Below are 18,560 nucleotides of genomic sequence, written 5' to 3'. Positions count from 1 at the left end.
AGGGGTTCGACCTCATGCATGAGGGCAAGTCGATCAGGAGTGTCGTGGTTTACTGAGGGCGGCCACACGCCGCGGGCAACGGGCCCGCGACCTCTGTGGTCAAAAATGGGAGGAGAAAAGCATGGCGGAAAAACTGCATCCGAAAATCGACAATGGTCTGCCCAGGGAGAGTGCGAGCTTTATCGGCGGCACGCTGGTCTGCGCCTGTACCAGCAATCCGGTCAAGGTGAAGGTCAAGGGCCAGATCGCCCACAACCACGCCTGCGGCTGCACCAAATGCTGGAAGCCCGAAGGGGCGGTGTTCTCGGTGGTGGCCGTAGCCGGCACCGGCGACGTCACCGTCACCGAGAACGGCGACAAGCTGAAGGTGGTGGACCCGAGCGCGTTGATCCAGCGCCATGCCTGCACCGGCTGCGGCGTCCACATGCATGGACCCGTCGAGCGCGACCATCCGTTCAAGGGCTTGTCCTTCATCCATCCCGAGCGCTTCGAGGAGGATGGCTGGTCGCCGCCGGGCTTTACCGCCTTTGTTTCTTCGATCATCGAATCCGGTGTCGACCCGAGCCGCATGGACAGCATTCGCGGCCAACTGAAATCGATCGGCCTCGAACCTTATGACTGCCTCAACCCCGGCCTGATGGACTATATCGCCACCTGGACCGCCAAGAGGTCGGGAGCGCTTCCGGCCTGACGACCATGAGATTTGAGGCATGGGGCCGGACGGGTTGCCGGCCCCATGCTCATTTGGAGAGACAATGCCCGCACCCGCCATCCTCGTCGACGCAGACGCTTGCCCGGTCAAAGCCGAAGTCGAAAAAGTTGCCGAGCGCCACGGCGTCGTCGTCACCTATGTTTCCAATGGCGGCCTGCGCCCCTCCCGCGACCCAATGATCCGCAATGTCGTCGTGTCCAAGGGTGCCGACGCCGCCGACGACTGGATCGTGGAAAACGCAAAACCCAACGACATCGTGGTGACCGCGGACATTCCACTGGCCGCACGCACGGTGGCGCTCGGGGCCCATGTATTGGGGCCGACCGGACGTCCCTTCACGCCGGAAACGATCGGCATGGCGGTGGCAATGCGCGACTTGAAGCAGCATCTGCGCGAGACCGGCGAAAGCAAGGGGTACAATGCCAGCTTCGCACCGCAGGACCGCTCGCGGTTTCTCGGCGAACTCGACCGCATCTTGCGGCGCGCTCTAAAATCCGCCACACCGCAGTAGAAGCCCAGCGCCATTCGGAACCATCATGGCCGCCGAAATCCCGTCCAGGACGCCCATGCACCGGCACATGCTGTTCGCGGTGTCGGCTTGTGTCGGCGTCTTTGCGCTTCTGGTGGCCTTGCTGCTTCACGCGCCGCTCGCTTATTCGATCGGGGCCAACGCCTTTTTTGCCGCCTATGTCACGCTGGTTGTCGCCCAGATGCCCAAATTCACCGGCACCTATCTCAGCAAGAATGCGCGCGACACCGACCAGCCTGTGCTGGTCATCTTCGCCGTCACGCTGGTCGTCGTCGGCGTTGCCATCGCCGCACTGTTCCAGTTGATCAACCAGAAAGGCAGTTCGAACGCGATGGAGCTCGGCTTCGCGCTGCTGTCAATTCCCCTAGGCTGGTTCACCATCCACGCCATGGCGGCATTGCACTATGCGCATGTGTACTGGATGGACGGCGACCTGGTCGATGCCGGAACGAAGAAGAAAATCCCGGTCGGCGGCTTGCTGTTCCCCGGCGACAAACGGCCGGAAGGCTGGGATTTTCTGTACTTCTCGACGGTCATCGGCATGACGGCGCAGACCGCCGACACCAACATCTTGACAACCCACATGCGCCGCGTCGTGCTTGTTCATTCGATCCTGTCGTTCTTCTTCAACACGGTCATCGTCGCCGCCGCCGTCAATCTCGCCGTCAGCCTGGGCGGCCCTTGAGCTTCGACCTGATATTTTCGTGATCGATGAAACATCGGCTTGGCTGGCGACGTATCAGGAGGAGAATGATGCAGACAGCGGCCGCGCCGGATGGAACGGCCAGGAAGCGAGACCAGATGGAATCGGTTGCCATGAACCAACCCGCCGCCAGCGCGGACAGTGACGCTACGAAGGCCACGACATTGATCTACCGGCAATCGGCCTGGACGCGGCTGACGCACTGGCTGTGGGCCATCTCGCTGTTCTTCATGCTGCTTTCCGGCCTCCAGATCTTCAACGCCCGTCCGCAGCTCTATCTCGGCAAGCAGTCCGGCTTCGACTACAACAACACCGTCTTCGCTATCGGCGCCGAGAACACGAATGCCGGGCCGCGCGGCTATACCGAAATCCTCGGATACCGCTTCGACACCACCGGCGTGCTCGGCTGGTCTGGGCCGGCAGGACAAGAGACGCCCCGCGCCTTCCCGTCCTGGGCGACGATCCCATCATACTACGACCTCGGCACGGCACGCGTCGTGCATTTCTTCTTCGCCTGGGTGCTGACGACGACGCTGCTTGTGTGGCTGGTCGCCAGCCTGGTCAACGGCCACATCAGACGTGACCTCGCCCCTCGCCTGGACGATCTCAGGCGCCTGCCGCAAGATATCGTCAATCACGCCAGGCTGAAGTTCCACCACACGCGCGAATACAACACGCTGCAGAAAATGGCCTATGGCGGCGTGCTGTTCGTGCTGTTGCCGCTGATGATCCTCACCGGGCTCGCAATGTCGCCAAGCATGAATTCGGTGCTGCCGTTCCTCAACGACCTGCTCGGCGGCCGGCAGACGGCGCGCACCATCCATTTCACCGTCATGGTGCTGCTCGTGGGCTTCTTCATCATCCATATTCTGATGATCGTGGCCGCCGGCCCGATCAACGAACTGCGCTCGATCGTCACCGGATGGTATCGGACCGATCCGCCGCATGACGCAAAATCCTCCGAAAGGAGCGCCTGACATGGCAAAATTCGAGATCAACCGCAGGAAATTCCTGACCGCGGCCAGCCTTGGCCTTTCCGGTATCACGCTTTCAGGCTGCGATGCCTTCGACAGCCAGCTCGGCGTGGGCGACGGCCTGCGCAGCTTCCTCGAAAACGCCAACGATCTCACACACCACGCGCAACGTCTGCTCGCGGGCCGCGATTCGCTGGCGCCGGAGTTCACTGAAGCCGACATCCGTCAGCCGATGCGCCCCAACGGCGTGACGTCGCCCGACGACGATACCTACAAGGCCCTGCTCGCCAACAACTTCGCCGACTGGCGACTGGAGGTTTCGGGTCTGGTCGAAAAGCCGCTGTCGCTGACCCGCGAGCAGCTCATGAACATGCCGAGCCGAACGCAGATCACCCGCCATGATTGTGTCGAAGGCTGGAGCTGTATCGCCAAATGGACCGGCACGCCGCTGTCGCTGGTGCTCGACCAGGCGGTGGTCAAACCCGAGGCGCGCTACGTCATGTTCCATTGCCTGGACACGATCGACCGCAGCCTTTCGGGCGACATCAAATATTACGGCAGCATCGATCTCATCGACGCCCGCCACCCGCAAACGATCCTGGCCTACGGCGTCAACGGCAAGCCGCTGCCGGTCGAGAACGGCGCGCCGCTGCGTGTCCGGGTCGAGCGCCAGCTCGGCTACAAGATGCCGAAATATCTCTACAAGATCGAGCTGGTCGACGGCTTCGCCGCCTTAGGAGGCGGACGGGGCGGTTATTGGGAAGACAATGGCTACGACTGGTATGGCGGGATCTGATCGCAATCGGCACGATGCCGCCATTTTATTTTGCACGTCGCATGCAGGTGACAATCCGTCGTTGACGGGCTATGGATGACGAGTCGAGGGCTTTTGCGAGCCCTACCTGTTTGCGGGAGAGAGCAGCGAGAGCTGTCGCCGAAGGGGAAATCGCCCGAAATCTCTCAGGCAAAAGAACCGTAGACGGGAAAGACACTCTGGAAAGTCGGGGCCTGCCCCCGCGCCGAAGGTGTAAGCGCTGCCGACAGAGTTACGGGGCGCGAGTCTCTCAGGCTTCAGACAGAGGGGCACGGACTGGTCGCCATTCGCGACCGATTGCGTGCGACTCTGGAGAACACATGACGGGCGACACCAAACACCTTCCTCTCGAAGACATCCACGCAGCTGCCGGTGCGCGCTTTGGCGCCTTTGTCGGCTGGTCGATGCCGCTGACCTACCCGGCCGGCGTCATGAAGGAGCATCTTCACACCCGCGAACATGCGGGCCTGTTCGACATCTCGCACATGAAACTGTTCAAGGTCATCGGGCCGGGCGCGATTCCCCTGCTCAACCGTGCCTGTCCGCTCGATGCGGGCGCGCTCGAAATCTCACAGTCGAAGCTGACGTTTTTCCTGAACGAGGCCGCGGGGATCCTGGACGATCTGATCGTCACCCGGCTGGGCGATACCAACTTCATGGTCGTCGCGAATGCCGGCAACGCGATCGCCGACGAGAAGCATTTGCGCGAGCTTGCGACCGGCTTCGATGTCAAGGTCGAACCGCTCGACCGGGTCTTCCTCGCCATCCAGGGTCCCGAGGCCTGGGCGGCACTTTCGCGCGCCGGTATCGAGACCGGGTCGCTGCTGTTCATGCATGGCATCGAACCGCGAAAGAACTGGTTCATGAGCCGGTCCGGCTACACCGGCGAGGACGGGTTTGAGATCGGCCTGCCTGAGGCAGACGCGCGCGGTCTCGTGGCGAAGCTGCTCGAAGACGAGCGCGTGCTGTGGATCGGCCTTGCCGCCCGTGACAGCCTGCGGCTGGAAGCCGGCCTCTGCCTGCACGGCCAGGACATCACCGCGCAAACCGATCCGGCAAGCGCGGCGCTGATGTGGGCCATCCCGAAGGACATCCGCGCGAACGGCACGTTTATCGGCGCCGACGCGCTGCGCACCGCCGTCGAGCGCGGCTCCGCTCAGAAGCGCGTCGGCCTGAGGCCGGATGCCCGCCAGCCGGTGCGCGCCGGCGCCACGCTCTTTGACGCCGACGGCAATCCCGCCGGCCACGTAACCTCGGGCGGTTTCGGCCCGTCTGCCGGCCATCCCGTCGCCATGGGTTATGTCCCGACGCCCTTGGCGAAACCCGGAACTCGGGTTTTCGCCGACGTGCGCGGAACGAAGATTCCCGTCGACGTTTCTTCCCTGCCCTTCCTCCCGCATCGCTACCGCAAAGGATAATTTTCAGATGGCAAAGACCTATTTCACCGCCGATCACGAGTGGCTCAGCGTCGAGGGCGGCATCGCCACCGTCGGCATCACCGACTACGCGCAGGAGCAGCTGGGCGACCTCGTCTTCGTCGAACTGCCCGAAACAGGCAAGAAGCTCGCCAAGGGCGACACCGCCGTCGTGGTCGAATCCGTCAAGGCGGCCTCCGACGTCTACGCGCCGGTCGACGGCGAGATCACCGAGGCCAACGCAACGCTGTCGTCCGATCCGTCGCTGGTCAATTCGGCGGCGACCGGCGCCGGGTGGCTATGGAAAATGAAGCTTGCCGACGAAAGCCAGCTCGCCAGCCTCATGGATGAGGCCGCCTACAAAGCCCATATCGGCTGAAATCAGGACGCATTGACATGACCGCAGCACCCTACCCCTTCTCGGCCCGCCATATCGGACCCGGCATTGCCGATGTGAGAGCCATGCTGGCCGTCATCGGCGTGCCCTCAGTGGAGACGTTAATCAGCCAGGCTGTGCCGAGATCGATCCGCCTCGACCAGCCGCTGTCCCTGCCCGCGCCGGCCAGCGAAGCCGAAGCGCTGGCCGAATTGTCGGCGACCATGGCCCGGAATACGGTTCTGAAGAGCTTCATCGGCGCCGGATATTACGGCGTGCACGTGCCGCCGGCCATCCAGCGCAACCTGTTCGAGAACCCGGCCTGGTACACGGCCTATACGCCCTACCAGGCGGAGATCAGCCAGGGCCGCCTGGAAATGCTGTTCAATTTCCAGACGTTGGTTGCGGAACTGACCGGCCTGCCTGTGGCATCGGCTTCGTTGCTCGACGAAGCGACAGCGGTCGCCGAAGCGATCGGCATCGCATTGCGCCATCACCGCGACAAGCGCACCAAGGTGGCTCTCGCCGGCACGCCGCACCCGCAGACGCTGGATGTGGCGCGCACCCGCGCCGAGCCGCTCGGCATCGAGATCGACGGCGAGACGATCGACGACAACACAGCCGCCCTGCTCGTCTCCTGGCCGGACACTTTCGGCGTCTATGGTGATCACAAGGCGGCCATCGACAAGGCGCGCGCGGCCGGCGCTCTGGTCGTCTTCATCGCCGACCCGCTCGGCCTGACACTGACCGACACGCCGGCAAGGCTCGGCGCCGACATTGCCGTCGGTCCGATGCAGCGCTTTGGCGTGCCGATGGGCTTTGGAGGCCCGCACGCCGCCTACTGCGCGGTTGCCGACAAATTGACCCGATTGATGCCCGGCCGCCTGGTCGGCCAGTCGACCGACAGTAAGGGCCGTCCAGGCTACAGGCTTGCCCTACAGACGCGCGAGCAGCACATCCGCCGCGACAAGGCAACGTCCAACATCTGCACCGCCCAGGCGCTGCTTGCCAACATGGCGACAGCCTACGCCATCTGGCACGGCCCCGCCGGCCTTCAGGCAATCGCCGGGCGCATCCACGCGCTGGCCAGCCGCCTGGCAGCCGGGCTCAAGGCGGCAGGCTTGCCGGTGATCGGCACGAGCCGCTTCGACACGGTGACGGTGGAGACGAAGGGAAAGGCCGCGCAGATTGCCGCCGCCGCCGAAAAGGGCGGCCGGCTTCTGCGCGTCATCGATGCCGACCGTGTCGGCATCGCCTTCGACGAGACCTCTGACGAAGCCGACCTGGAAGCCATTGCCGCCTTGTTTGGGGCCAAGCCAAGCGCGGAGGCCGCCGCCACCACGCCCGGCAAGCCGCGCGGCAAGGAGTTTCTCACCCAGCCCGTCTTCCACGAGAACAAGTCGGAAACCGAGATGATGCGCTTCCTGCGCCGGCTGGCCGACAAGGACCTGGCCCTCGACCGCGCGATGATCCCGCTGGGGTCCTGCACCATGAAGCTCAATGCCGCGGCCGAGATGATGCCTGTGAGTTGGCCTGAAATCGCCAACATGCATCCCTTCGCGCCGGCCGCGCACTCGGCAGGCTACCGCGCCATGATCGACGATCTGGAAGGCTGGCTTTCGGAGATTACCGGCTTCGATGCGGTAAGCCTCCAGCCCAACGCCGGCAGCCAGGGCGAATATGCCGGATTGCTGGCCATCCGCGCCTATCACCGCTCGCGCGGCGAGGGCCATCGCACGGTCTGTCTGATCCCGTCCTCCGCGCACGGCACCAATCCGGCGAGCGCGGCGATGGCCGGCATGAGCGTGGTCGTCGTTCGCTGCCTGGAGGACGGCAATATCGACATGGACGACATGAGGGCCAAGGCCAACGAGCATTCCAGGAATCTCGCGGCGCTGATGTTCACCTATCCCTCGACGCATGGCGTATATGAAGAGGGCGCGCGACATCTCTGCGCCCTCATCCATGAGCATGGCGGCCAGGTCTATTTCGACGGCGCCAACCTCAACGCTCTGGTCGGCCTCGCCCGCCCGGGCGACATCGGCGCCGACGTCTGCCACATGAACCTGCACAAGACCTTCTGCATCCCCCATGGCGGCGGCGGCCCGGGTGTCGGCCCGATCGGCGTCAGGGCGCATCTGAAGCCCTATCTGCCGGGCCATGTCACCGAAGGCTCCGCGCATGCCGTGGCCGCCGCACCTTTCGGGAGTGCCTCCATCCTGCCCATCACCTGGATGTACATCCGCATGATGGGCGCTTCCGGCCTGAAGCAGGCGACCGAGACGGCGATCGTTTCGGCCAACTACGTCGCGACGCGGCTCGCCCCACACTTCCCGCTCCTTTACAAGGGCAGGAGCGACCGCGTTGCCCACGAGTGCATCCTCGACACCCGCGTGCTCAAGGAGAGCGCCGGCATCAGTGTCGAGGACATCGCCAAACGGTTGATCGACTACGGTTTCCATGCGCCGACCATGTCGTTCCCGGTCGCCGGCACGCTGATGGTGGAGCCGACCGAATCCGAGCCCAAGCGCGAGCTCGACCGCTTCTGCGAGGCGATGATCGCCATCGCGGGCGAAGCGGCCAAGGTTGCGAGGGGCGAGTGGCCCCTGGCTGACAATCCGCTGGTCAATGCGCCGCACACCGCCGCGGAGGCGCTGGCCGGCCAGTGGAGCCATCCCTATTCGCGCCTGGAAGCGGCCTACCCCGCCGGAGACGCCGACATGGCGGCGAAATACTGGCCGCCGGTATCGCGCATCGACAATGTCGCCGGCGACCGCAACCTGGTCTGTTCATGCCCGCCGCTGTCGGACTATTTGGGCGCGGCCGAATAGTCTCGCAAACTATGCTGAGCGCAAGGCCGGCTTGATCGGCTCGGCCTTGCCCATCCTTTTGTGGCTGACGACGCAATTGCGGCCCGCGCGCTTGGCGGCATAGAGCGCTGCGTCCGCCTCGGCCAGCACCTCGCCGAGGCTGTTGCCGTTGGCGCCGCCAAAGCCGATGCCTCCGCTGACAGTGCTGCGCAAGGGACCGTGGGAGGTCGCAACGATCTCGGTGCCGAAGGCGACGCCGATCTTGCTTGCGAGCTCGTAAGCCCTCTCTTCGGTCACCCGGGACATGACGATCGCGAATTCCTCGCCGCCGAGACGAAAGGCGTCGACGCCCGTTCTGGCATATTTTCTGATGACTGCGGCGAAGCGGCACAGAACCTGATCCCCCACCGGGTGACCATAGATGTCGTTCGTCTTCTTGAAATGATCGAGGTCGAACATGACGACAGCCATGAACGGACCGAAGGCCCGTTCGCCATGGAGCGACATCAATCCCCGGCGGTTCATCAGCCCGGTCAACGGATCGGTCATCGTCTCGGCCTTCAGCTCGATCTGCGCCTGCAGGTGATGCAGGGAAAGCGTCAATGCGCCGAGACCGGTCATGCAGGCCACGGCCACGACCGAATTCAGGCGTTCGGCCCAGTTATCGGGGGCTGCCCCGAGCGTCCATTGCCCCTTGGCCACCAGGACGACCGCGCAAAGTGCAAACGACACCGCACAGGTGCCGCCTAGGAACGAAACCACCAGCAGGATTTTGCGATCATGACTGCCGTTGAGCCAGAACATGGTTCCGATCGCCGAGAGCAGCACAGTCACCGTTACATAGGTAACGATGAAGCCTACCCCGTCGAGACCGAGGGAAGTCACCGCCGCGCAGATCGTCATGGCGGCCAATGTCGGCAAAATGGCACGCCGGTAATCCGGCACGCCGAGATACTGCATGGCCGAGAGGCAGATGACCAGGAAACCGAGGCTGAGCAATGCAAGCGCGACCTGGCAAAGCAGCGGATCAGGCTCCTTCGTGTATCGCCAGAACAGGATGACATGCACAACGAGCACGAGAATGCCGCACCCCACCGTCAGCACGAAGCTGGCCCGGGGCGCGGCGAACCAGATCGCGAACATGGTGATGCTGAGGCAGATGCCCGACAGCGCGGCTGCGAGCAGGAGCGAACTGAAATCCAGCATATTGGGCGGGGGTTCCCTGAGCGTCGGCCTTACCGCTGCATTCTAGGTCAGCGACAGCCATCAGACATGATTTTCAACTGATCTTTCGGCTGAGACCTTCGGATAGGGTTTACAAAGCGTCGACGCCGAGTGTCCCAAAATCGGCCTCGCGACATCATGGCCACCAGACAGCCGTCAGCCCTTGTTCAGGAGGGCAAGATTGGCATCGACGACCGTGGGGTCGGCCATGCCGGCCTTGGCTTCGAGCAGCAGCGCCCTTGCCTTTTTCCTGTTGCCGCGCAGCAATTGCGAATAGCCCATATTGTTGACGATCTGCGGCTTGCGCCCGGCGATCTTGAGCAACTGGTCGTAGGCACGATCGGCGAAGTCGAAACGGCCGAGTTCGTCATAGGAAGCGGCGAGCCCCATCCAGGCTTCCGCATTGTCGGCCTTCAACTCGACGGCCTTGCGGAAACGCTGTTCGGCAAGGCCGTAATTCGCGTCGCGAAACTGCGCCTTGCCTTCCGCCAGATCGGATGTGCCGACGTCCTTCGCGGCCGGTTGAATGGCGGTGGTTTTGGTGGTGTCGACGCCACTCGTCGTACAACCAGACATCATCAAGACGGCCGCCATCGCGGCCATTGCCGTTAAATTGCTGTGACGCATGCCCCTGCCCCATCGCCCGGTTTTTTGCCGGGTCGTTCTTCAGGAAACACACTATTCCAGAGCAATTAAACTTAGGTGCCGAAACGCCGCCAAAATTAGGCCCTGGGTACACCAGCTATTAACCACCAGGCCGCAACGCCTCGATCACGGCCAGCGGCGTTCTCACGGTTCCAGGGCCTTGAGTCCCGCCGGAACCGTATACCGGCTGCCGTCATAGCGCAGCCGGTAGGTTTGGCTCACGGACTTGCCGGGGTGGGACTGGCACTCGCCATTGCTGTCGGGCAACGGATTGTCGGTATCCATCCGTTCGACCACCGCGATGTCGTGGTAGCCATGATGTTTGGCCGGGCTCATCGCCAGGCTCACCTGACTGATATGGAAGGATCCGGCGCAATTGGTATCGCCCTCGCCGCCATTGCCGGCCACGACCAGGCCATCGAGCACCATCCGCAGGGCATCGCCGTCCTCGGCATAGAGCCGCAGGTCGGTTTCACTGAAAGGGTTAGGCAGCGAATTGTTCGCCATTTCGATGCGCAGGCCGAAGGCGGAGACATCGGGCGCCAGCGCATACCGGCCGGTATCAAGTTCGAACTTGCGGATGGCGATGGCATCATCATTCATCAGCCCGGGCTGCAGCAGACGCTGGCGCACCTGCCGGCTTTTCCTGTCGATGACCAGAAGCTCGATATCGCCGGCATGCGCGTAGTCGCTGGGTTGCGAACTGTCCATCAGCGGCACCGCGACCAACAGCAGGGCCTCATGGGCGGGCCAGATCTTGCAGACCAGCCCGGGCGGGTCGCCAAATGCGGACGTCAGGGCGATGCTGGTGTGGGGTTCGAGCGTGAACGAGGCACCGTCAGCGCTCTTGCGGGCCTTGGGATAAGCCTGCTGCACCAGGGCAGCGGCATCGCCGCAATCGGCTGCAGCCCAGACGGGCGACAGACTGGCCGCGGCAAGGCCGAGGACAAAAGCGCGCAACAGCATTCGCATGGACTTCTCATTCATTTGCGGACTTTGCAGATCGCCGGTTTCACTGAATATCAGCAAATCCTAGTGGCCGGTCATTTTGACGATGATCGGAATGACCGCGATCATCAGCACCACCGGCAGGATGCAAACCACGACCGGCACCGACATCTTGGCCGGCAAGGCATGCGCCTTTTCCTCGGCCAGCGACATGCGCTTGTGGCGCATCTCGTCGGAAAAGACGCGCAGCGCCCCCGACAGGCTGGTGCCAAGCTCCTTGGACTGTTGCAGCAGCGTGGCGAAGGAGCGCACCTCGTCCAGGCTCAGGCGATCGGCGAGCGCCTTCAGTGCATCGTCGAGGCTGCGCCCGGCCCGCAGCTCCAGCGACACGAGCTGCAGGTTCTGGCTGAGCGACGGGTAGGTCTTTGCGAGTTCCTTCGAGACGCGCTCGACGCCCGCTTCCATGCTCATGCCGGCATCCGAACAGACGATCATCAGGTCCATGAAATCGGGGAAGCCGTTGCGGTATTCGCGCATCTTTTCCCGTATCTTCTGGGTCAGCACCAGCCCTGGCAGGAAATAGCCGGCCACGCCCGACAACACGACGAAGGCCCAGCGGCTGGTCACCGTGGCGTCGGGACTGGCCATCCAGCGGTTGAGCACGAAGACGGCGAGCGCGATGCCCACCATCGCCGTGAAACGGATGAGGAAGAACATGCCGACGGCGCGCGGCTCCATGTAGCCCGCCTGGATGAGTTTCAAGCGCAGGCGGGCGACATTTTCCGGATCGCTCTTGGCGTAGAACTCCTGCGCCTTCTTCACCGCCTTCTCGCGAACGACACCGGTATTCTTCTTCTGGGCCGGTTCCGGCCTGGCGGCCACTGGACCCTCGTCGACCTTGAGTCTGCGCCTGACTTCGTTGCGATCGCCCTTTGCCACCACCATCGGCCAAGCAAAAGCGGCAGCGCCCACGGCCAGCAGCAGGACAGCCACCGGCATCAGCGAGGTCGGCGCGAGCGAGGCGAGGAATTCGACGACCTTCTGCATGTCAGAATTTGAAGTTCGACATTTTGAACATGATCAGATTGCCCAGCATCAGCCAGGTGACCGAGCCACCAACCATGTACCACGTCTTAGGCACGCCCCAGACGTCGCTGTAATACCCAGGCATGAATGCCATGATGGTCGTGAACAGCAGCGCCGGCACGGCCGTCAGGATATAGGCCGACAGACGGCCTTCGGTTGAAATGGCGCGCACCTTGCGGCGCAGCTTGCCGCGTTCGCGGATCGTCGTCGACAGTCCGTCGAGGATTTCGCGCAGATTGCCGCCAGAACTCGTCTGGATCGACACGGCGGTGACGAACAGCGGCAGATCCTCATGGCCGACCCTGTCGAACAGCGAATTCAGCGCCGAAACCAGATCCGAACCAAAGGTCACCTCATCGGCAATCACGCCGAACTCGGTGCCGATCGGGTCGGGCATTTCGCGCGACACCATGGCGATGGCCACCGGCACCGGATGGCCGGCCTTGAGGCCGCGTGTGATCAGTTCCAGCGCTTCCGGCAACTGCATGCCGAACCGCTTCAGCCTGCGCTTGCGCATTGAGCGCATCGCCATCACCGGCAGCACCGGCACCACCACGACAAACAGAATGGCGCCCATCAGCAGCGGCAAGCCATACCAGATGGCGGCAAGGGCCGCAGCCAGCGCCATCCCCGAAGTGATCATCAGGAACTTCGACAGCGGCATGATCATGCCCGACTGGGCGCGCAGGGCGCGAAAACGGTCAGGCGAGAACAGCGACGTGCCCGCATCGAGACCGCGCTCCTTGCGCAATTGGATCAGCACCTGTTCCTGGCTGATCCTGTTTTCCTGCAGCTTCATGCGCCGGTTGATGGCGGTGCGCCTGTCGCTGCGGCCGGCATAGAGCAGGTAAACGGCCTCGGCGATCATGATGCCGGTCAATGCAGCCCCGGCATAGACGACATAGATCGCGCTGAATCCGTCCAACACCTGGTTACTCCTGCGGCCGGCCGGGTTCGAAATAGCGCCCGGGAAACTCGATGCCCATGGCGCGCAGGTCCTCGAGGAAGCGCGGCCGGATCCCGGTCGCTTCGAAATGGCCGAGGATTGTGCCATCGGCGTCCATGCCGGTACGCACGAAGCGGAAGATCTCCTGCATCTGGATGACGTCGCCTTCCATGCCCGTCACCTCGGCGACGCTCGTCACCTTGCGCTTGCCGTCGGAGAGCCGGGTCAACTGGACGATGATGTCGATGGCGCTGGCGATCTGGCTGCGGATCGACTGCACCGTCATCGGCATGCCGGTCATGCCCAGCATCTGCTCGAGCCGCGAAATGGCATCGCGCGGCGTATTGGCGTGAATGGTGGCCATCGACCCTTCATGGCCGGTGTTCATGGCCTGCAGCATGTCGAAGGCCTCCTCGCCGCGGCACTCGCCGAGGATGACGCGATCGGGCCGCATGCGCAGCGCGTTCTTGACGAGGTCGCGCTGCTTGAGCTCGCCATGGCCTTCGATGTTGGCCGGCCGGGTTTCCATGCGCGCGACATGCGGCTGCTGCAACTGAAGCTCCGCCGCGTCCTCGATGGTGATCAGCCGCTCGTCCTCGGGAATGAAGGCCGACAGCGCGTTGAGCATGGTCGTCTTGCCGGTGCCGGTGCCGCCCGAAATGATCGTCGTCTTGCGGGCATGTACTGCCGCAGCAAGCACTTCGGCCATGTTCTGGGTGATGGCGCCGAATTCGACCAGCCGGTGCAGGCCGAGCTTGTTCTTGGAAAATTTGCGGATCGACACCAGCGGCCCGTCGACCGCGACCGGGCGGATGGCGGCGTTGAAACGCGAGCCGTCCAGCATGCGGGCGTCGACCATCGGCTGCGATTCGTCGACGCGGCGGCCGACCGCGGCAACGATTTTGTTTATGATTCTAAGCAGATGCGCCTCATCCTTGAACGGAATGTGGACCTGCTGCAGCTTGCCCTTCTTTTCGACGAAGCAGTTCTGATGGCCGTTGATCAGGATATCATTGATGTCGGGGTCCTTGAGCAGCGGCTCGAGCGGGCCGAGCCCGACCATCTCGTCGACGATGTCGTCGACCAGGGCATCGAGTTCGACGGTGTTGATCGCCATCCGCTCTTCGCGCGTCTTTTCCGACACGAAATCATGCACCTGCCGGCGCATCTCGTCCCTGGGCAGCCGCTCCAGCGCGACAAGATTGATCTCCTCGAGCAGCAACCGGTGGATACGCACGCGCGCATCGAGCACCTTGTTGGCGCTCTTGCCCGGCACGGCTTCGATTTTCGCCGGCAAGACCTTCCGGCTCGTCGGGATGACGACCGCGTGGTGCGCAACCGCCGTCGGCTCGGCGGAGCGCTGCGGACGCGCATCGCGGTTCTGCAAGGTGGAAAAGCGGCTGCTCATCCGGCCTTCCTCTTCAAAAGGCTCTTGCCGAAGCCGAACAGCGATTTCGATTTGCCCGGCGCCGCCGCCACTTCCTCCGGAAGGATGATCCTCTTCAGGTCGTTGACGACGTTGGCATTGGCATCGATCTCGTGCAGCGGCACGCCGCGATCGACGGCCTCGCGCACCAGCCGGTAATTGTTGGCGATGCCGCCGACGAAATGCTCGCCGAGGATTTCCTGGACGTCCGCCTGCTTGATGCCGCTGTCAAACATCTTCTGCTCGAAACGGTTGACGATGACGTTCGGCTTCACTTCCTTGCCGGCGGTCTCGTAGACCGCCTGGATCAGGCGTTGCGTGTGGCGCAGGCACGGTACCGTCATTTCGGCGACGATGTAGAGCTTGTTGGAGCCGAGCAGCACCGTCTCCGTCCACGGAAACCAGGTGCGCGGCATGTCGATGACGACATTGTCGAAATAGGCCGAGACGAGGTCCAGCATCCGCACCACGACATCGGTCTTGAACGAGCGCATCTCCGCCGGCTGCGTCGGTGCGGCCAGAACACAAAGCCCGCTGGCATGCTTGGACAGCATCACGTCGAGCAATTGCCTGTCGAGACGCTCCGGCTGGTTCTCGATTTCGGTGATGTCGAAACGCGGCTCCAGGTCGAGATATTCGGCGCAGGCGCCCTGCTGGAAATTGAGGTCCACCACGCAGGTCGAGGCGCCGCGCGTCACTGAATGATGCAGCTGGAACGCGGTCTGCAAAGCCAGCGTCGTGGTGCCAACGCCGCCAGCCGCGGGCATGAAGGTGTAGATCTGCGACTCGGTGTTTTCCTCGCGCCCCGGCCCTTGCAGCGCACGCACCACCGAACGCACGAGATCGGCCGTGGTGATCGGCTTGACCAGGAAATCCGCGACCTTGAGCTGCACGAGGATGCGCGCGGCGGCGGCGTTGAACTCCTGGGTGACGACCACGACCGGCGCCTTGCCTTCCAGCCGGCGCATGACGCGTTGCAGCGCATCGATCTCATCAAGCTTCGCTGCGTCCATATCGACGATGATCGCCCCGAGATCGGCCTCCTGGACCTCGCCGCGAAGTTCGGTGATATTCTTGTCCACCGTCGAGAGCTGGATGATCTCCGAGGCGGCAAACGCCGTCCGGGTGTCCTGCGCGAAGGTTCTGTCCGTCGATATGAGCAGGATTTTCCTGATCTTGATGCCGTTTGCCATTACTTGTCAGCCTGTGATCTCGGATCAATTGTCGGCACTGGCTTGCGATGCCTTGGCGCTGGCCGCCTGCTCGGCGGTGGCGGGTTCCGTGCTGCCGCGCTGGGCAGGCACGAGAAGCCTGGTGTTCTGGACGCCGTATTTCCAGGGATCGACCATCTGCATGACGGTGTTGGCGGCCTGGGCCTCCCCGGCGCCGCTCGTCACGCCTTCGCTGCGCACATAATCGTCGCTCGTGCAGCCGGCGGTGAAGCCGGCAAGCAGCAAGGCGACGCTCGAGCTCAAGACCAGACGCATGGCTTCAGTCCTTCGGCAGGTCGAGGAAATGCCCGACTTTGGTGGCGGAAGCGGCACGCGCGGCGCTGCCGTCAGCCAGCGCCAGCGCGCGATTGGTATCCGACGCCCTCACCTCCTCGGTGTTGTTGAGAAAATAGTCGACATTGCTGGCAGGCTGCGTGCCATCGGTCGGCTCGGCCATTTTCTTCGATGGATCCACCGGCTTGACCAGGTAAGGCGTGACGATGATCACCAGGTCCGTCTCGCGCCGCTGGTAGGATTTCGACGAGAACAGGGCCCCGAGCACAGGCATCTTGCCGAGGCCCGGTATGCGCGAGGTGGTGATGTCGTTCTGCGACTGCAGCAGCCCCGCGATCATGAAGCTCTGGCCGTTCTTCAGGTCGACCGACGTCCTGGCGCGGCGCACGATGAAGCCGGGCACCGAGATGCTGCCGATATTGTAGGAAGCCGACGCGTCGATCGAGGAGACTTCCGGCGCGATATCGAGGCTGACCAGCCCGTCCTTCAGAACGGTGGGCGTGAAATCCAGGCTGACGCCGTACTTCTTGTAGCTGACGGAAATCTTGCCGTTGTCTTCGGAAACCGGGATCGGAAACTCGCCGCCGGCCAGGAAGCTCGCCGTCTCGCCGGACCGGGCGATCAGGTTCGGCTCGGCCAGCCGACGAGCCAGGCCGCGCTCTTCCAGTGCCTTGATGGCGATGTCGATGGAAACGCCGTTCGACAGCAGCTTGCCGATGATCTCGCCGGTCCCCGCCGGCTCAATGGTGCCGGGAGCAATCGTAACGTCGCGTCCGCCCATGCCATAAGCGAAATTGGCACTGTATTTGGCGCCGAGATCCTGCCCCGCCTGGCGGTTGATCTCGACGAAGCGAACATTGAGCTGGACCTGCTGTGAGGACGAGATGTTGACCGAATTGATCACCTCCTCATTGCCGGAGAAGCGGGTAGCGATCTTGTTTGCCTTTTCGGCGGCGACCGCGTCATCCGCCTCGCCCGACAGCACGACGCGGCCATTGGCGGAGCCGACCTTGATCTTGGCGTCCGGCACGCTGGCGCGGATCGTGTCGGCCAACTGGTCGGTATCGAGCGTCACTTCGATGTCGACGGTGCCGACGAGCTGCTTGTTCTCGTCGAACAGGGCAATGCCAGTGGTGCCGAGATTGTTGCCCAGCACATAGAAGGATCTGTCGGTCAGCGGGTTGACGTTGGCGATCTCCGGATCGCCGATGACGATCTGGTAGAAAGCCGCGCTCGTCATGATCGTCTTTGGCTTGCCCTTGGCGACCTTGATCGAGGCGTTCTTGGTCGCCGAGACATAGACGATGTCGTTATCCGCCCTGGCCGGGCCGGCGAAGATGCAGGCCGACGCCATCGTCACCGCCATCGCCACGGCCCGCGCGACGTGCAACCGGCCTGTCATTCGATATTGAAGTTGCCTCAACATTGTTCCCGTCCCGTCCGGTCCCCACCGGTCCTGCTCTGGTCCCACTCAGGAACCTGATATTCCTATTTCTGGTCCCGCGCAGGAACCTGATATTCCTCGGCCGTCGTTCCACGCGTCACGATGACCGTCTTGAATTTCGGCTTCTCAGGCTCCTTTGCCATGGCGTCGAACAGCGAGCCGGCTGCGGCCTGCGCCTTGCCCGCCACCGATCCGCCAAAGGAGGAGATGGTGGTGACACCGTCCTTGCCGTCGCCGCCCTCGCTGGCGGAGCGAAGCGACAGCGACAGCGTGCCGACAGTGCGGGCCAGCGCCACTTTCTGCGCGCCTTCGGTGGTCACCTCGATGGTTATGGAATTGGCCACCTGCGGGGTTGTTTGACGCTCGTCGGCGCCCTGCCCGACGCTCAGCACCTTCGCGTCGGCAACGACGATCTCAGAGGTGATGGTCGAGCCGGCGGCGCCTTGCGCATTCTTGGCCACTTCCTGGATTTCACCGGCATCTCGCGTCAGCACGACATCGACCCGATCGCCCGGCGTGACGAAGCCGCCGACGCCCGCGATCTCGTCGGTGCGGATGGTGACGGCCCGCATGCCGGGTGTCAGCATGTTGGAGAGCGTGGCGCGGCCATTCGGGCCGGACAGCTTTGTAAGCAGCACCGGTTCGTTGACCTCGATCGGCGACAGCACCACGCGGTTGCCGTCCCCGAGCAGTCCATCGATGGTGGCGAAGGCGCCCTGCGGCAGCGAATCCTGCGGCCACGGAATTTCGCTGAGTTTCGCGCGGTCGAGATCCATGCCGTACCGCAACGGTGCATTCGCCACCACGATGGTCTTGAATTCGACCGTCGGCGCGGCGGGCGCCGCGATCGACGCGGTTTTCTCCTCGGCGTCGGCCCTGGCCTGGCGCTTGACCCAGAAATCCGCGGCAAAGATCGAGATTGCGCCGAAAACGGCGGCGATGCCGATCATCGTTATGGCCTTGCCCCTCACGCCCAAACCCCTGATGCCCGTAGTTTCTTGTT

18 protein-coding genes and 1 riboswitch are annotated in these 18,560 nt (G+C 63.4%); of the genes, 8 read left to right on the top strand and 10 right to left on the bottom strand.

Annotation, left to right across the window (positions count from 1 at the left end; translation table 11 throughout):
- The first annotated feature begins 121 nt into the window (after window positions 1–121).
- The 8 genes from gfa (at window position 122) to gcvP (ending at window position 8,354) form a co-directional block, all read left to right on the top strand.
- Window positions 122–691, top strand: a complete 570-nt coding sequence (gene gfa / locus FJ949_RS11600; protein WP_140495858.1) for an S-(hydroxymethyl)glutathione synthase — start codon at window positions 122–124, stop codon at window positions 689–691.
- Between the two features lie 64 nt (window positions 692–755).
- Window positions 756–1,223, top strand: a complete 468-nt coding sequence (locus FJ949_RS11595) for a YaiI/YqxD family protein (protein ID WP_140495857.1) — start codon at window positions 756–758, stop codon at window positions 1,221–1,223.
- A gap of 25 nt (window positions 1,224–1,248) precedes the next feature.
- A complete protein-coding gene (locus tag FJ949_RS11590; protein WP_140495856.1) occupies window positions 1,249–1,926 on the top strand; it encodes a DUF1345 domain-containing protein in 678 nt (225 codons plus the stop codon).
- A gap of 116 nt (window positions 1,927–2,042) precedes the next feature.
- Window positions 2,043–2,921, top strand: coding sequence for a cytochrome b/b6 domain-containing protein (locus FJ949_RS11585; RefSeq protein WP_140495888.1), 879 nt, complete (start codon window positions 2,043–2,045; stop codon window positions 2,919–2,921).
- Between the two features lies 1 nt (window position 2,922).
- Window positions 2,923–3,714, top strand: coding sequence for a molybdopterin-binding protein (locus tag FJ949_RS11580; protein WP_140495855.1), 792 nt, complete (start codon window positions 2,923–2,925; stop codon window positions 3,712–3,714).
- Between the two features lie 103 nt (window positions 3,715–3,817).
- Window positions 3,818–3,904, top strand: a riboswitch (glycine riboswitch).
- A 148-nt stretch (window positions 3,905–4,052) separates the two neighbouring features.
- Entirely contained in the window at window positions 4,053–5,150 is a 1,098-nt protein-coding gene (gcvT, locus tag FJ949_RS11575; RefSeq protein WP_140495854.1) for a glycine cleavage system aminomethyltransferase GcvT, read from the top strand.
- Window positions 5,151–5,157: 7 nt separating this feature from the next.
- Window positions 5,158–5,526 (top strand): glycine cleavage system protein GcvH, encoded by a 369-nt coding sequence (gene gcvH, locus FJ949_RS11570; protein ID WP_140495853.1) that lies wholly within the window; start codon window positions 5,158–5,160, stop codon window positions 5,524–5,526.
- 17 nt (window positions 5,527–5,543) lie between these two features.
- Entirely contained in the window at window positions 5,544–8,354 is a 2,811-nt protein-coding gene (gene gcvP / locus FJ949_RS11565; RefSeq protein ID WP_140495852.1) for an aminomethyl-transferring glycine dehydrogenase, read from the top strand.
- A gap of 9 nt (window positions 8,355–8,363) precedes the next feature.
- Here the strand turns inward: gcvP and FJ949_RS11560 are convergent, their stop codons facing one another.
- From FJ949_RS11560 to cpaB, 10 genes are all read right to left on the bottom strand, one after another.
- Window positions 8,364–9,539, bottom strand: coding sequence for a diguanylate cyclase (locus FJ949_RS11560; RefSeq protein WP_140495851.1), 1,176 nt, complete (start codon window positions 9,537–9,539; stop codon window positions 8,364–8,366).
- Between the two features lie 174 nt (window positions 9,540–9,713).
- Entirely contained in the window at window positions 9,714–10,184 is a 471-nt protein-coding gene (locus FJ949_RS11555) for a hypothetical protein (RefSeq protein WP_140495850.1), read from the bottom strand.
- Between the two features lie 162 nt (window positions 10,185–10,346).
- On the bottom strand, window positions 10,347–11,174 hold the full coding sequence (locus FJ949_RS11550; RefSeq protein WP_181167409.1) for a hypothetical protein: 828 nt from the start codon (window positions 11,172–11,174) through the stop codon (window positions 10,347–10,349).
- Between the two features lie 60 nt (window positions 11,175–11,234).
- On the bottom strand, window positions 11,235–12,197 hold the full coding sequence (locus tag FJ949_RS11545; protein WP_140495849.1) for a type II secretion system F family protein: 963 nt from the start codon (window positions 12,195–12,197) through the stop codon (window positions 11,235–11,237).
- A 1-nt stretch (window position 12,198) separates the two neighbouring features.
- On the bottom strand, window positions 12,199–13,164 hold the full coding sequence (locus FJ949_RS11540) for a type II secretion system F family protein (protein ID WP_140495848.1): 966 nt from the start codon (window positions 13,162–13,164) through the stop codon (window positions 12,199–12,201).
- Between the two features lie 4 nt (window positions 13,165–13,168).
- Entirely contained in the window at window positions 13,169–14,590 is a 1,422-nt protein-coding gene (locus tag FJ949_RS11535) for a CpaF family protein (protein ID WP_140495847.1), read from the bottom strand.
- Window positions 14,587–15,801 (bottom strand): response regulator, encoded by a 1,215-nt coding sequence (locus tag FJ949_RS11530; RefSeq protein WP_140495846.1) that lies wholly within the window; start codon window positions 15,799–15,801, stop codon window positions 14,587–14,589. The genes FJ949_RS11535 and FJ949_RS11530 overlap by 4 nt, the downstream gene beginning before the upstream one ends.
- Window positions 15,802–15,825: 24 nt before the next feature.
- A complete protein-coding gene (locus FJ949_RS11525; RefSeq protein WP_140495845.1) occupies window positions 15,826–16,095 on the bottom strand; it encodes a hypothetical protein in 270 nt (89 codons plus the stop codon).
- 4 nt (window positions 16,096–16,099) lie between these two features.
- Entirely contained in the window at window positions 16,100–17,479 is a 1,380-nt protein-coding gene (locus FJ949_RS11520) for a type II and III secretion system protein family protein (protein WP_224647001.1), read from the bottom strand.
- A 122-nt stretch (window positions 17,480–17,601) separates the two neighbouring features.
- Window positions 17,602–18,528 carry a Flp pilus assembly protein CpaB gene (gene cpaB, locus FJ949_RS11515; RefSeq protein ID WP_246675040.1) on the bottom strand — a complete coding sequence of 309 codons (927 nt, stop codon included), beginning with the start codon at window positions 18,526–18,528 and terminating at the stop codon, window positions 17,602–17,604.
- Window positions 18,529–18,560 lie beyond the last annotated feature (32 nt).

It is taken from the genome of Mesorhizobium sp. B2-4-1, assembly GCF_006442185.1.
Classification (GTDB): domain Bacteria; phylum Pseudomonadota; class Alphaproteobacteria; order Rhizobiales; family Rhizobiaceae; genus Mesorhizobium.
Note: the sequence above shows the minus strand (reverse complement) of the source record. Positions and strands in the feature narration are given on the sequence as shown.